Source organism: Massilia mucilaginosa (assembly GCF_011682145.1).
Lineage (GTDB): Bacteria > Pseudomonadota > Gammaproteobacteria > Burkholderiales > Burkholderiaceae_D > Telluria_A > Telluria_A mucilaginosa.
This window is the reverse complement of the sequence record NZ_WHJH01000005.1, coordinates 171,005-184,180: the sequence shown is the minus strand read 5'-3', so window position 1 is coordinate 184,180 and position 13,176 is coordinate 171,005. Positions and strand designations below refer to the sequence as shown.

The 13,176-nt window shown below is 64.7% G+C and carries 15 protein-coding genes; 4 read left to right on the top strand and 11 right to left on the bottom strand.

The genetic code is table 11. The features are described from left to right. The first annotated feature begins 3 nt into the window (after positions 1 to 3). From gmhB to F2P45_RS07195, 3 genes are read left to right on the top strand one after another with little or no spacing between them, the layout of a single operon-like run. Positions 4 to 573, top strand: a complete 570-nt coding sequence (gene gmhB, locus F2P45_RS07205) for a D-glycero-beta-D-manno-heptose 1,7-bisphosphate 7-phosphatase (protein ID WP_166872027.1) — start codon at positions 4 to 6, stop codon at positions 571 to 573. 32 nt (positions 574 to 605) lie between these two features. Next, the gene (locus F2P45_RS07200) at positions 606 to 1,346 is read left to right on the top strand and encodes a lysophospholipid acyltransferase family protein (RefSeq protein WP_166872024.1); all 741 of its coding nucleotides are present in this window, start codon (positions 606 to 608) and stop codon (positions 1,344 to 1,346) included. Between the two features lie 14 nt (positions 1,347 to 1,360). Continuing rightward, positions 1,361 to 2,293, top strand: a complete 933-nt coding sequence (locus tag F2P45_RS07195; protein WP_166872378.1) for a M48 family metallopeptidase — start codon at positions 1,361 to 1,363, stop codon at positions 2,291 to 2,293. Positions 2,294 to 2,320: 27 nt separating this feature from the next. Here the strand turns inward: F2P45_RS07195 and F2P45_RS07190 are convergent, their stop codons facing one another. From F2P45_RS07190 to F2P45_RS36040, 9 genes are all read right to left on the bottom strand, one after another. Beyond that, positions 2,321 to 2,878, bottom strand: coding sequence for a YcxB family protein (locus F2P45_RS07190; protein WP_229504952.1), 558 nt, complete (start codon positions 2,876 to 2,878; stop codon positions 2,321 to 2,323). Between the two features lie 45 nt (positions 2,879 to 2,923). After that, the gene (gene waaA / locus F2P45_RS07185; protein ID WP_166872021.1) at positions 2,924 to 4,186 is read right to left on the bottom strand and encodes a lipid IV(A) 3-deoxy-D-manno-octulosonic acid transferase; all 1,263 of its coding nucleotides are present in this window, start codon (positions 4,184 to 4,186) and stop codon (positions 2,924 to 2,926) included. Continuing rightward, entirely contained in the window at positions 4,186 to 5,166 is a 981-nt protein-coding gene (gene waaC, locus F2P45_RS07180; RefSeq protein WP_166872372.1) for a lipopolysaccharide heptosyltransferase I, read from the bottom strand. The genes waaA and waaC overlap by 1 nt, the downstream gene beginning before the upstream one ends. 22 nt (positions 5,167 to 5,188) lie before the next feature. Next, positions 5,189 to 6,571 (bottom strand): phosphomannomutase/phosphoglucomutase, encoded by a 1,383-nt coding sequence (locus F2P45_RS07175; RefSeq protein WP_166872019.1) that lies wholly within the window; start codon positions 6,569 to 6,571, stop codon positions 5,189 to 5,191. Positions 6,572 to 6,773: 202 nt separating this feature from the next. Further along, a complete protein-coding gene (locus tag F2P45_RS07170; RefSeq protein ID WP_054268487.1) occupies positions 6,774 to 7,082 on the bottom strand; it encodes an H-NS histone family protein in 309 nt (102 codons plus the stop codon). 81 nt (positions 7,083 to 7,163) lie between these two features. After that, positions 7,164 to 8,258: a glycosyltransferase family 4 protein gene (locus tag F2P45_RS07165; RefSeq protein WP_166872016.1), complete on the bottom strand. Its 1,095-nt coding sequence runs from the start codon at positions 8,256 to 8,258 to the stop codon at positions 7,164 to 7,166. A gap of 219 nt (positions 8,259 to 8,477) precedes the next feature. Beyond that, positions 8,478 to 9,368, bottom strand: a complete 891-nt coding sequence (rfbD, locus tag F2P45_RS07160) for a dTDP-4-dehydrorhamnose reductase (RefSeq protein ID WP_166872013.1) — start codon at positions 9,366 to 9,368, stop codon at positions 8,478 to 8,480. Beyond that, positions 9,365 to 9,910 carry a dTDP-4-dehydrorhamnose 3,5-epimerase gene (rfbC, locus tag F2P45_RS07155; RefSeq protein WP_166872010.1) on the bottom strand — a complete coding sequence of 182 codons (546 nt, stop codon included), beginning with the start codon at positions 9,908 to 9,910 and terminating at the stop codon, positions 9,365 to 9,367. Before rfbC ends, rfbD begins: the two co-directional genes overlap by 4 nt. Before the next feature lie 47 nt (positions 9,911 to 9,957). Further along, a complete protein-coding gene (locus F2P45_RS36040) occupies positions 9,958 to 10,113 on the bottom strand; it encodes a hypothetical protein (RefSeq protein ID WP_229504951.1) in 156 nt (51 codons plus the stop codon). A 68-nt stretch (positions 10,114 to 10,181) separates the two neighbouring features. Between F2P45_RS36040 and F2P45_RS07150 the strand changes: the two genes are divergently transcribed. Beyond that, positions 10,182 to 11,027 (top strand): symmetrical bis(5'-nucleosyl)-tetraphosphatase, encoded by an 846-nt coding sequence (locus F2P45_RS07150; RefSeq protein ID WP_229504950.1) that lies wholly within the window; start codon positions 10,182 to 10,184, stop codon positions 11,025 to 11,027. Here the strand turns inward: F2P45_RS07150 and F2P45_RS07145 are convergent. Next, the gene (locus F2P45_RS07145; RefSeq protein WP_166872004.1) at positions 11,024 to 11,764 is read right to left on the bottom strand and encodes a lysophospholipid acyltransferase family protein; all 741 of its coding nucleotides are present in this window, start codon (positions 11,762 to 11,764) and stop codon (positions 11,024 to 11,026) included. The genes F2P45_RS07150 and F2P45_RS07145 overlap by 4 nt on opposite strands. Before the next feature lie 100 nt (positions 11,765 to 11,864). Continuing rightward, positions 11,865 to 13,175, bottom strand: a complete 1,311-nt coding sequence (locus F2P45_RS07140) for a dihydroorotase (RefSeq protein WP_166872000.1) — start codon at positions 13,173 to 13,175, stop codon at positions 11,865 to 11,867. Position 13,176: the final 1 nt, after the last annotated feature.

Here is a 13,176-nt window from a genome sequence, read left to right as displayed (position 1 = left end):
GGCATGAAGATGATCATCCTCGACCGAGACGGCGTCATCAACCACGATTCGCCGGCCTTCATCAAGTCGCCGGCCGAATGGATTCCGATCCCCGGCTCGCTCGAAGCGATCGCCCGCCTGAACCAGGCGGGTTATCGGGTGGTCATCGCGTCGAACCAGTCTGGCATTGCGCGCGAACTGTTCGACATGGCGATTCTCAATGCCATCCACCAGAAGATGCACGCCAGCGCGCAGCAGGTCGGCGCGGCCATCGACGCCATCTTCTTCTGCCCGCACGCGGCCATCGACAACTGCGACTGCCGCAAGCCCAAATCGGGCATGTTCGACGAGATCTCCAAGCGTTTCAAGGTCAGCCTGAAAGGCGTACCGACCGTGGGCGACTCGCTGCGCGATCTGCAGGCGGGCTTCATCAGCGGCTGCACGCCCTACCTGGTCCTGACCGGCAAGGGCGAAAAGACCCGCGAAACCGGCGGCCTGCCGCCCGGCACCCAGGTCTTCCCCGACCTGGCGGCCATGGTCAGCGCGCTGCTCAAGGTCAATGCCGCAGCCGCCGCCCCCGCCAGCGCAAGCTGACACCACCCCCTCACGCATCCCCGGAGACTTCTTTGCGTCATACCATTCTGTTCCTGCGTTCCCTGCTGTTTACCGTGATCATGGTGGTGGCCACCATTGTATGGGCCTGCGTGTGCTTCCTGGCCGCGCCGCTGCCGTACAACCAGCGCTTCTGGGTCACCTCGCGCTGGAACGTCTTCGTGATCTGGTGCGCCAAAGTCATTTGCGGCATCCGCTACGAATTCAAGGGCTATGAAAACCTGCCCGACGCGCCGGCCATCGTGCTGTCGAAACACCAGTCGGCGTGGGAGACGATTTTCCTGCTGCCGAACCTGACCCGCCCCCTGGTGTTCGTCTTCAAGAAGGAGATTTTGTATATCCCCTTCTTCGGCTGGGCCATGGCGCTGCTGCGCATGATTCCGATCGACCGCAAACAGGGCAAGAACGCCTTCAAGCACGTTGTCGCGCATGGCAAACGCCGCCTGGCCACCGGCCAATGGATTATCATGTTCCCCGAAGGGACCCGCATCCCGGTGGGACAAAAAGGTAAATACAAAAGCGGCGGTACGCGCCTGGCGATTGAAACCAATGCGGTGGTGGTGCCGATCGCGCATAATTCAGGTGAATGCTGGCCCAAGAACTCTTTTCTGAAACGCCCCGGTGTGATCACGGTCTCGGTCGGCAAACCGATTTCTCCCGATGGTCACACTCCCGACAGCTTGATGCAAGAGGTAGAAAATTGGATAGAATCAGAAATGCGCGTCATTTCGCCCCACGTCTACAGCGCTGGCTGAGCGGAGTCGGCGCCCTGATCCAGTCATCGGCGCCGCAAAAAACCGAGTCCTCGCCCAAACTCGACGGCGACCAGCTCGAACTGTTTGCCCAGGATTTTTTTGCGGCGATCGAACCGGCCGCGAAGCAGTCCATCGCGCCGCAGCCGCTGTTCAAGGCGCCGCCGGCGCCACCCAAAGTCGTTTTCCCCACGCCGGTGCGCGCACCGGACGCGCCGCCGCTGCGGCGCATTCAGCTCGGTCCCCATAGCCTCGAATTCGAACTGCGCCGCTCGACCCGGCGTTCGATCGGCTTCATGATCGACGACCAGGGCCTGCGCGTCACGGCGCCCAGGCGCATCACCCTGGCCGACATCGACAACGCCATCCGCGCCAAGCAGCGCTGGATCCTCACCAAGCTGCGCGAACGCGGCGAACGGCGCGCCACGCGCCAGGAGCGCGCGCCCGTAGTCTGGGTCGACGGCGCCCAGCTGCCTTACCTTGGCGCGAACATCACCCTGCGCCTGGTCGAGGCGCCGCGCAGCCGCTGCGAGTTCGATGCCGGGGCGCGCGTGCTGACCGTGGGCGTGGTGGCCGGGCTGGCCGAATGGCAGTTGCAGGAGCGGGTGAAAATCTGGTTCCAGGCCGAAGCCAAGCGCCTGTTCGCCGAGCGGCTCGACCTGTATGCGGAAAAACTGGGGGTGCGCCATGCGTCGCTCACGCTCTCGTCGGCCGGTACGCGCTGGGGTTCATGCACGGTCGATGGGCGCATCCGCCTGAACTGGCGCCTGGTCCATTACGCGCTGCCGCTGGTCGACTATGTGGTGGCGCATGAACTGGCGCACCTGCTGGAAATGAACCACAGCGCGCGCTTCTGGGCCAAGGTGGAATCGGTATATCCCGACTACGACGGCGCCCGGCTGGCGCTGCGCCAGCGCTCGCAGGAGATGCCGGTGGTGTTCAGCGCCTGACCCCGTGCCGGCCGGGTTGGAGCGGCATCAAAGCCGCGCCGGCGCCCGCACCGATTCGCCGAAGCGCGCCATGCTCTCGCCCTGCGCGTGGCTCAGGCAGCGGAACGGAATCGGCAAGGTGCCGCGTTTGAGCACCATCATGAAGCCGCGCGAATAGCGCCGGATCGAACATACATCGCCCCACGGCACCAGGGTCACGCCGCTGCGGCTGGCGCGCACGATGCCGTGCGTGTCGATCGTGAATTCATAGGTATGGCGGGAGCGTCCCTGCGCGACGAAATGCAGCGCGGCTGACGATGTACTTTTGGTCTGCATCCAGAACGTAGCGAGAGTGCCGATGCGGCGGCGGCGGATGATATAGCCGGCGTGCTGCCACATGAAACTGACGTATTCCGGCAGCGCATAGCGCACCGAAAACTGCACCGTCTCGGGCGCGCTGGCTGGCACCAGCCCCGGTCCGAGCGTCGGCAGCGGCATCAGCGACGCATCGACAGATATCGCGTTGACCGGATCGAGCCGCTGGCGTTGAACCAGCACGGCGACGGGCTTGCGGCTGCCCACCTGCTTTGGATGACTGAACCACATGTGCTTCCCCAGTTATTATTTATTGTGGACACATGTTACCAAAGCCTAATAAATCAGTCGTCGCAATAAACCAACTGTGCGCGCGGTCGCGCCGCGATGGCGCTGCGCGTACGCGGCGGCCTGCGCGCCCATGGCGGTGCGGGCCTCGGGGTCGCCCAGCAGGCGCGCCGCTTCGCTCAGCAGTGCGGCGGCATCCGGCACCCGCAGCGCGCCGCCGTCGGCGATGGCGTCCTCGGTGGCGAGCGCAAAATTGAAGGTGTGCGGACCGACCAGCACCGGTTTGCCCAGCGCGCATGGCTCGATCAGATTCTGGCCGCCCAGCGGCAGCAGGCTGCCGCCGACAAACGCCACGTCGCAGGCGGCGTAGTAGGCGAACATTTCGCCCATCGAATCGCCCAGCAGGATATCCGCATCGACGCCCTGCTGCGCGAGGCCCGAGCGGCGCTGCAGCGACAGGCCGCGTTGCTTGACCAGCGCTTCCACGTCGTCGAAACGCTGCGGGTGGCGCGGCACGATCATCAACAGCGGCGCGCCATGGGTCCACGCCATGCGCTGGAAGGCGTCCAGGATCAGCGCCTCCTCGCCATCGCGCGTGCTGGCGCACAGCAGCACCGGGCGCGCCTTGACGCGCGCGCGCAGCCAGGCGCCGGTTTCCAGGGCCGCCTCGGGCACCACCACGTCGAACTTGATGCTGCCGGTGACATCCACCTTGGGCGCACCGAAAGAACGCAGGCGCGCCGCGTCAGCCTCGGTCTGGGCGGCCACCAGGGCGATGCCGCGGCCGGCGTCGGTCATGAGTTTGCCGAAGCGCTGGCCGCGCCTGAGCGAGCGTTCCGACAGGCGCGCGTTGACCAGCGCGACCGGTATGCGCTCGCCGCATGCCGCGATCAGGTTGGGCCAGACTTCGGTCTCCATCAGGATGCAGATGCGCGGCGTGAACTGGCGGATGAAGCGGTTCACCATCGCCACGGTGTCGTAGGGAAGATAGGCCTGGATCAGGCGCTCGCCATGCTTGGCGAACAGCGCGCGGCCGGTGGCGCGCCCGGTGGGCGTCATGTGGGTGAGCAGGATGCGGCTGTCGGGATAGGCCTCGACCAGCGCGTCGATCAGCGGTTCGGCGGCGCGCGTTTCGCCGACCGACACCGCGTGCACCCAGATCGTGTGCCAGCCCGGCACGCGCTCGCGGTAGAAGCCGAGCCGCTCGCGCCAGTGCTGGCGGTAGCCCGGTTCCTTCATGCCGCGCCACCACAGGCGCAGCAGCACCAGCGGCAAGGCCAGGTACCACATCATGCTGTAGAAGGTGCGCATCAGGCCATGCCCCGCAACTGCTTGACGGCGCCCAAGACCTCGGCCACCGCCGGCGGCGCGCCCTTGTCGCCCAGGTTGACGATCCTGTCCGACCAGTTGCCTTCGGTCTTCCACTTGGGCGAGTCACAATAAATTTCGATCACCGGGCGCATGAAGGCGGCGGCGATGTGGGTCAGGCCGGTGTCGACGCCGATCACCAGCGCCGCGTTGCGCGCCAGGCCGACCGCTTCATCCATCGACAATTTGGGCAGCACGGTGGCATTCGGCAGGCTGGCGGCGAGCGTGTCGGCTTCGGCTTTCTCGAGCGGCGAACCCCAGGCCAGCAGCACCGGCATGGGCGCGAGCGCGCGCCCGGTGGCGATCCAGTTCTCCGGCGCCCATTTCTTGGCGTTGCGCGCGGTCCCGTGGAAGAACACCGCGTACTCTTCGGCCGGCATCCATGCCGGGCGGTTGGCGTGCTCGGGTCCCGGCAGGCCGAAGTCGGGCTGGGTATCGAGCGCGTAGCCGAGCGCCGCGCCGGCCACCAGGCGCCCGCGCGCCACCGCATGCGTGCGTGGATCGGTAGGGATGCTCTGGTTGTGGAAGATGCGCGAGATGCCTTCGTAGCCGGAGCCTTCGCTGCCGTTGGCCAGGCCCACCTTGCGCCCGCCCTTTGTAACGCGCGCGGCCCCCATGATGATGCCGGTCTTGAGCAGGCCCTGGGTATCGAACACATAGTCGTATTCTTGTTCGCGCACGGCCTTGAAAAAGCCGCGGATCTCGGCGCGGGTTTCCTTCTTGCCCAGGCTCTTGCGCCAGCGCCGCAAGGCGAACGGAATGATGCGGCGCACGCGCGGATTCAGGCGCACCAGGCTGACATAGCCCTCCTCCACCACCCAGTCGATGTTGGCGTCGGGATGGTGGCGCAGGATGTCGGCCACCATCGGCAGGTTGTGCAGCACGTCGCCCAGGGACGACACGCGCACCAGCAGGATGTTCAGGCGCGCCAAGCGGGGCTCGCGCTCAGAACGGCAGTTCGGCGTCGGGGCGCGCGGCCACGATCACGCGCCGGAACTCGCCCTGGATGCGGCGCAGCGCCTCCGGCGTTTCGGCTTCGAAGCGCATCACCACCACCGGCGTGGTGTTGGACGAACGCGCCAGGCCAAAGCCGTCCGGATACTCGACACGCAGGCCGTCGATGTCGATGATGCGCTCGGAGCCCGGGAAGGTGGCTTCATTGCGCAGGCGCTCGATCAGTGCCACGTTTTCGCCTTCGGCCAGGTGCAGATGCAGCTCGGGCGTGCTGTCGGACTGCGGCAGCGCGTTCATCATGGCCGAGGGATCGCTTTCCCTGGTCAGCAGTTCGAGCAGGCGCGCGCCGGAGTACAGGCCGTCGTCGAAACCGTACCAGCGGTCCTTGAAGAAGATATGGCCGCTCATTTCGCCGCCCAGCGGGGAGCCGGTTTCGCGCAGCTTGGCCTTGACCAGCGAGTGGCCGGTCTTCCACATCAGCGGACGCCCGCCATGCTTGGCAATCCACGGCGCCAGGTGGCGCGTGCATTTAACGTCGTACAAAATCTCGGCGCCCGGATTGCGCGACAGGACATCGGCCGCGAACAGCATCATCTGGCGGTCCGGATAAATGATCTGGCCATCCTTGGTGACCACGCCCAGGCGGTCGCCGTCGCCGTCGAAAGCGATGCCGATTTCGGCGTCGGTCTCTTGCAGGCAGCGGATCAGGTCCTGCAGGTTTTCAGGGTGGGCCGGGTCGGGATGGTGGTTCGGGAAGGTGCCGTCGACTTCGCAGAACAATTCGATCACTTCGCAGCCCATGCCGCGATACAGGTCGCCGGCAAAGGCGCCGGCCACGCCGTTGCCGCAGTCGACCGCGATCTTCATCGGGCGCGCCAGCTTGACGTCGCCGATGATGCGTTCGAGGTAGGCGGCGCGGATGTCGTGCGTGCTGTAGGCGCCCGGTGTGGCGGCAACGCTGCCGTCATGCGCGGCGATGCTCTGGTACAGCGCCTGGATCGTTTCGCCGTGAATCGCTTCGCCGGCCAGCACCATTTTGAAACCGTTGTAGTTGGGCGGATTGTGGCTGCCCGTGACCATGATGCCCGAGGCCGCGCCCAGCACATTGGTGCCGTAATAGACCATCGGTGTGGCCACGATGCCCAGGTCGATCACGTCGACGCCGGAGGCCTGCAAGCCTTGCGCCAGCGCTGCCGCCAGTTCCGGGCCCGACAGGCGGCCATCGCGGCCGATCACGACGGTACGCTCGCCCTTGGCCAGCGCGGCGGCCCCGAAGGCCCGGCCGATCTGGTGCGCGATGCCGGCGTCGAGCGTGCTGCCGATGACGCCGCGAATGTCGTAGGCTTTGAAGATGGTCTTGGAAAGTGGAAGCATGGAATAGAAACCTCAGGTAAGTCGCGGCGCGGCAGGATGCTGGCGTGCGCCATGCGGAACAGGCGGTACCGGGCTTGCAAACAGTGCGTCGGGATGGTGATGGGGGAAAGCGCTTAAATGAATGCCTGATATTGTAGCGGCAAGCGGGGCCTTTGGGAATTGCCCGCCGATCCTGCCGCTACATGAACTGCACGAAAAAGAATTACACGCGCAGCTTGTCGATATCCTTGCCGCCTTCGACCCATTCCTTGACCCATTTCGGCTGACGGCCACGGCCGGTCCATTGTTGGGCTGCATTGTCCGGATGGCGATAACGCACGGCCACGCTGCCAGTCTTGGCACGGATACCGGTACCAATCAGATCCTTTAGTGGCACACCAACGCTCTGTGCAATTGCCAGGATCTGTTCGCGGGCTTTGGCGACTTCCTGGTGCTCGCGCTTCTTCATTTCTTGCTTGATTTGATCCTGCAGGTTGCGCAGATCACCGACCGACATATTTGACAGATCCATCATCGTTCCTTCAAAGTGGGTTGAAACAGATTAAGTGAAATCTCACCAATTGTCGCAATATACTACATCCGCGCATTAATGCTAGTCCTTCTTGCGAAGAATGAGCCACCGGGGTGACTTAAATCGAACAATACGCGCATACAGCCACACATAACTGACGACGAACAATAAGCAGAAGAAAATCAATACCCCGGTATCTTTCCAGAACACCGTGGCCGGGATTACCGCCATCAGGGAAAACATCCACAGGTATGGCGATGTTAGCGAATTTCGGCGCATCAGGGCGCGCGCTTCTTTGCGGCCGACCGCCCATTGCACGATGCGCCGGAAAATCAGGCTGTGCAGGTGTATTCCATCCGGCATTGCGGGGGATTTGCCGCGCAAGAACATGCGGCGATAGGCCGAGAAAATCGTTTCGAAGGCCGGATATATCAGCAGCAAAGCCGCATACCAGGTCGACACGTCGGGGTTGCGCATTACCAGCAGCAGCGCCAGTTCGCCCAGCATGAAGCCGATAAAATACGCTCCGCCATCGCCCAGGAATATCAGGCCGACCGGGTAATTCCAGATCAGGAAGCCGGCCGTGGCGCCCGCCACCATCAGCGCCGCCACCAGCACGAACACATCGCCCACCTGCCACGCCACATAACCGAGCGAGATAAGCATACAAATGGTCACCACGCTGGCCAGACCATTAAAACCGTCGATGATATTAATCGCGTTGGCGATACCGGCCACCGCCAGCACGGTCAGCGGAACGGCCACCCAGATATACATGATGCGCCACGAGCTGAACGGAAAATCAATGCGGTCGAGTTTGGCGCCGAGCAAAAAGTAGCCGAGCAAGGCGGCCGCCATCGTCAATATCAGGCGCCGCAGCGCGCTGACGTTGCCGGTATAGTCTTCCACGATCCCGCCCACGAACGCCACGCCCGCGCACAGCATCAGCGACATCAGCCAGCCGGCCATGGGCGGCACGCGCCAGATCGAAATGAGCGCGCTGATCACGACCGCCATGAAAATCGGCAGCCCGCCAATGCGCGCCACGGTATGCGAATGGACTTTTTGAACGCCGAAGAAATCGGCATCGAGCGCGGGGCCATGCAGCCTGGCCTGCTTGATTACAAGCAGGGTCAGCAAGGCGGAAGCGACGAAACTCACGAGAAATGAAAACATTATTATTTATATATGCAAAAACGCGGGCAGGCTCGTGCCCTACCCGGCGGACCAACGCATGCGGTGAGTGTTGCGGTCGCCATGATCTGGTATGAAGGTAATCCATGATTGTACCGGATTACCTGCCCCCCAAATACGCCAGGATGGGGGCCAGCGACTGACGATACCCAGGTTTTATGCAAAAAAGAGCGCTTTCGGCGCCTGTTGCGGCACTTTTGCTCAGTCCTGGACAAGACCCGTGCTTGCGTCCGCTGAAGAAAGGCAGTCGGCCAGCGCCGTTTGCCAGTCGGGCAAGGGGCCGCACAGCGCCATCAGCTTGCTGCAATCGAGACTGGAATTGGCCGGCCGGGGTGCTTTGGCGCCATATTCCGCCGCAGTGATCGGAACCACCTCGCAGCCCAGGCCGGTTGCGCTGAAAATCGTCTCGGCAAAGCCGGCCCAGCTGGTGCGGCCCTGGCTGGTCAGGTGGTACAGGCCGCCGTGGCGCTCCCACCATGGGGCGCCGCCCGCCAGCGCCAGGCCCAGCAGGTGCGCGCTGGTATCGGCCAGGGTGCGGCTCCAGGTGGGCGCGCCATGCTGGTCCGCAACGATGCGCAACTGCGGGCGCTCACGCGCCAGGCGCAACATGGTCAGCAAAAAGTTATTGCCGCGCAGGCCATACACCCAGCTGGTGCGCAGGATCAGATGCCGGATGCCGGCGGCGGCAATGGCCTGTTCGCCGGCCAGCTTGCTCTGGCCGTAGACGCTCAGTGGCGCCGGGGTATCGGTCTCGGCATAGGCCCCCGCCGCGGCGCCGTCGAATACATAGTCGGTGGAGTAATGCAGCAGCGCCGCGCCCAGCTCGCCTGCCTCCCGCGCCATCAGGGCGGGCGCGTCGGCGTTGATGCGCAGTGCCAGCGCGGGCTCGTCCTCGGCCCGGTCCACGGCCGTGTAAGCGGCCGCATTGACAATCAGGCCGGGCCGCACGCTGCGCAGCACGGCGCGCAGCTGGTCGAGGTCGGCCAGGTCGCAGTCGGCGCGCGCGGGCGCGACCAGCTCGCCCAGCGGGCGCAGGCTGCGCGCCAGTTCATGGCCAAGCTGGCCGTTGGCGCCGGTCAGTAGAATTTTCATGGGAATACGTCGGACTGCGCCAGCAGCGCCCCCTTGCTGTCTTTGCCGGAGAGCATAGGCAAACCGGGCAAGGGCCATTCGATGCCGATGTCGGGATCGTTCCATAAAATCACCCGTTCCAGCTCGGGCGCCCAGTAATCGGTGGTTTTATACTGGACTTCGGCGCTATCGCTGGTGACCATGAAACCGTGCGCAAAACCGGGCGGCACCCATAGCTGACGCTGGTTTTCAGCGGATAAATCCAATCCGATCCAGCGTCCGAAAAAGGCCGACGATTTGCGCAAATCGACCACCACGTCATACACCGATCCCGCCGTCACCCGCACCAGTTTGCCTTGTGGCTGGCTGATCTGGTAATGCAGGCCGCGCAACACATTTTTGGCGGACTTGGAGTGGTTATCCTGGACGAAATGGGCGGACACACCGGTCAGTTGCTCGAATTTGCGCTCGTTAAAACTTTCGAAGAAAAAGCCCCGGTCGTCGCCGAACACGCGAGGCTCCAGGATCAGTACTTCGGGAATGGCGGTGGGCGTGACTTTCATCAGAAAATCCTATCATCGAAGATTGCAGCAAATACTGCCTGTAAGCATTAACTCTTATGCGCCGGAGCAGTGCGCACCGGCATATGATACGCAAATACGGCGGCGTCATCGAACCACATTTTGGCCAGGGTCAATTCATCAACATGTGCACCGCGGCAAACCATGTTCCAGCCCAAACCGGCACCACCGCTTGCAAAAATCATTTAGTATCCGCCGGGCCCGGAATGCCGAACCCCGATTTTATGTGAAACCTGCCAGTACTGGAATTGAATTGTTAAGAACTTATGTCATCGGCGATCTGCAAGGATGCGCCCACGAAACCGCCGTCCTGCTCAATCGCATCGAAGAAGATGCCGGCGGCCCCGCGCGCGTGCTGTTCGTCGGCGATTTGATCAACCGCGGCCCGGCGTCGCTCGACGCCCTGCGCCGGGTGGCGGCGCTGGCGCGCGCGGGCGCTGGCGAGGCGCTGCTCGGCAACCACGACCTGCATCTGCTGGCGGTGGCCGTGGGCGCGCAAAAAATGGCGAAGTCCGATACGCTCGACGCCATCCTCGGCGCGCCCGACCGCGATGAACTGATCTACTGGCTGCGTCACCGCCCGCTGGCGATGATGGCCGAAGGCCACCTGCTGGTGCACGCCGGCGTGGCCCCGCAGTGGGATGCGGCGCAAACCATGGCGCTGGCGGGGGAAGTCGAAGCGGTGCTGCGCGGGCCGGGCTGGATAGACTTTTTGCGCGGCATGTACGGCAACGAGCCGGCGCGCTGGGACGATGGCCTGAGCGGCATTGCGCGCCTGCGCTGCATCGTCAACGCGCTCACGCGCATGCGCCTGTGCGCGCCCGACGGCACGATGGATTTCAAGGAAAAGGAAAGCGCCGGCGCGCCGCCCGGATCGTCGCTGCTGCCCTGGTTCGACTTGCCGGGCCGCAGGAGCCTCGGCACCACCGTGGTGTTCGGCCACTGGTCGGCCCTCGGCCTGCTGCTGCGCGATGACGTGGTCGGTCTGGACAGTGGCTGCGTGTGGGGCGGCAAACTGACCGCGCTGTGCCTGAACGACCGCAGCCTGCTGCAGGTCGACTGCCCCGAGTACAAGGAACCGGGCAAACAGAAAGGCTAATCGGCCTTGTGTCCGAGCGCCGCGCCCACCGCGGCGTGGGCGGCGGCGCAAACGTCGCGCCGGTGCGCGCCGGCGGCGTCGATCGGCGCCATGCAGACCACGCGCGCGCTCACGGCGGGACCCGACAGGATCGCCACCATGCTCTCGGCAAAGCTCATCTCGCCGATGAATTCAATCGAGGGATGCAGCGCGCCGCTGGCGTCCACATAGCTCACCGCGTACGGCTGCACCATCACGCCGGCATCGACCGCCGCTTCGAACAGGTTGGCATGGAACGGCAGCAGGCTGCCCTGCGAGGCGGTGGTCCCTTCCGGGAAGAAGGCGACGCGCTCGCCCTGCTCCAGCTTGTGCACCAGGCCCTTGAAAATCTGGCGCAGGTCGCGCCGGTTGCCGCGCGCGAGGAATACCGTGCCGGCCTTGTCGGCCAGCCAGCCGAGCACCGGCCACTCGCGGATCTCGGACTTGGCCACGAAGCGGCACGGATACAGCGCATTGATCACAAAAATATCGAGCCACGACACATGATTGGCCACCACCATCGCGTGCGCCAGCGCCGGCACCCCGGTCGACGGCGCCACAGTCACGCCGCAGATGCCCACCAGCCGGCGCGACCAGCCCTGGACGATGCGGTCGCGCAGCGTATGGCTGGCCCACGGGAACACGAATGCGCACGCGGACAAGCCGGTCAACAGGTGAAAAAACACGCGGCACAGCCGGAAACAGAGCTTGATCTTCAAATGACTCCAGAGGAACGGGAAAGCCGGGAGCGCGAACTACCCGATGTGCATGCGGCGTCGCGCCGCATGCCACTATAACTGCGCGATCGGCTGGACTAGCCTAGCGCTGGAACGCGATGCGTCCGCCCACGATGGTCGCCTTGACCTGTCCGGCCAGTTCGTAGCCGAGGAACGGCGTGTGCTTGCCCTGGCTGGCCAGCGCCGACGCTTCCACCGTCCAGCGCGCGGCCGGATCGAACACCACCACATCGGCAGGGGCGCCGGGCGCCAGCTGGCCCACTTTCAGGCCGGCGATGCGGGCCGCGTCGATGGTGATCTTGGCGATCGCGCGCGCGAGCGGCGTGCTTGATGCCGCGGCGCCGTGCTGCATGCCGGCGTAATCGTCGGCCCACTTGATCGCCAGCGACAGCAGCAGTTCCAGCCCGGTGGCGCCGGGCGAGGCTTCGCCGAACGGCAGCAGCTTCTCGTCGTCGTCGACCGGGGTGTGGTCCGAGCAGATGGCGTCGATGGTGCCGTCGTACAGGGCGGCGCGGATCGCATCGCGGTCGCGCTGGCTGCGGAACGGCGGCGTCACGCGCGCGTTCGAATCGAAAAAGCCGATGTCGGCGTCGGTCATGTGCACATGGTGCACCGCCACGTCGCAGGTGACCGGCAAGCCTTCCTTCTTGGCCGCCTTGACCAGCTCCAGGCCGGCGGCGGACGACATGCGGCACAGGTGCACGCGCGCGCCGGTGGCGCGCACCAGTTCGAACACGGTGTGCAGCGCGATGGTTTCGGACATCACCGGCACGCCGGCCAGGCCCAGGCGCGAGGCCAGCGGCCCGCTGTGGGCGATCCCGCCGCGCCCGATGTGCGCATCCTGCGGACGCACCCACACGGTAAAGCCGAAGGTTTTGGCGTACTGCATGGCGCGCAGCAGCACGGTGGTGTCTTCGATGACTTCTTCGGCCTGCGAAAAGCCGATGCAGCCCGCTTCGGTCAGCTCCATCATCTCGGTCAGCGACTTGCCCTTCAGGCCCATGGTCAGCGCGCCGAGCGGATGCACATTTGCCTGCTGAAGTTTGCTGGCGCGGTGCTTGAGCATTTCGACCAGGCCCGGTTCGTCCAGCACCGGATCGGTATCGGGCGGACAAATCAGGCTGGTCACGCCGCCCTGCATCGCCGCCTGCATCTCGGACTTGAGGGTGGCCTTGTATTCGTAGCCCGGCTCGCGCAAACGGGCCGACAGGTCGACCAGGCCGGGAGCGACCACCAGGCCGGTGGCGTCGATGCAGTTGCCGGCATTGAAGCCGGCCGGCGCGCTGCCGGTGGCGGCGACCTTGCCGTCGATGATATACAGATCGGTGACTGCGTCGATGCCGTTGGCCGGGTCGATCAGGCGCCCGTTCTTGATATGAAGATGGTTGTTCACG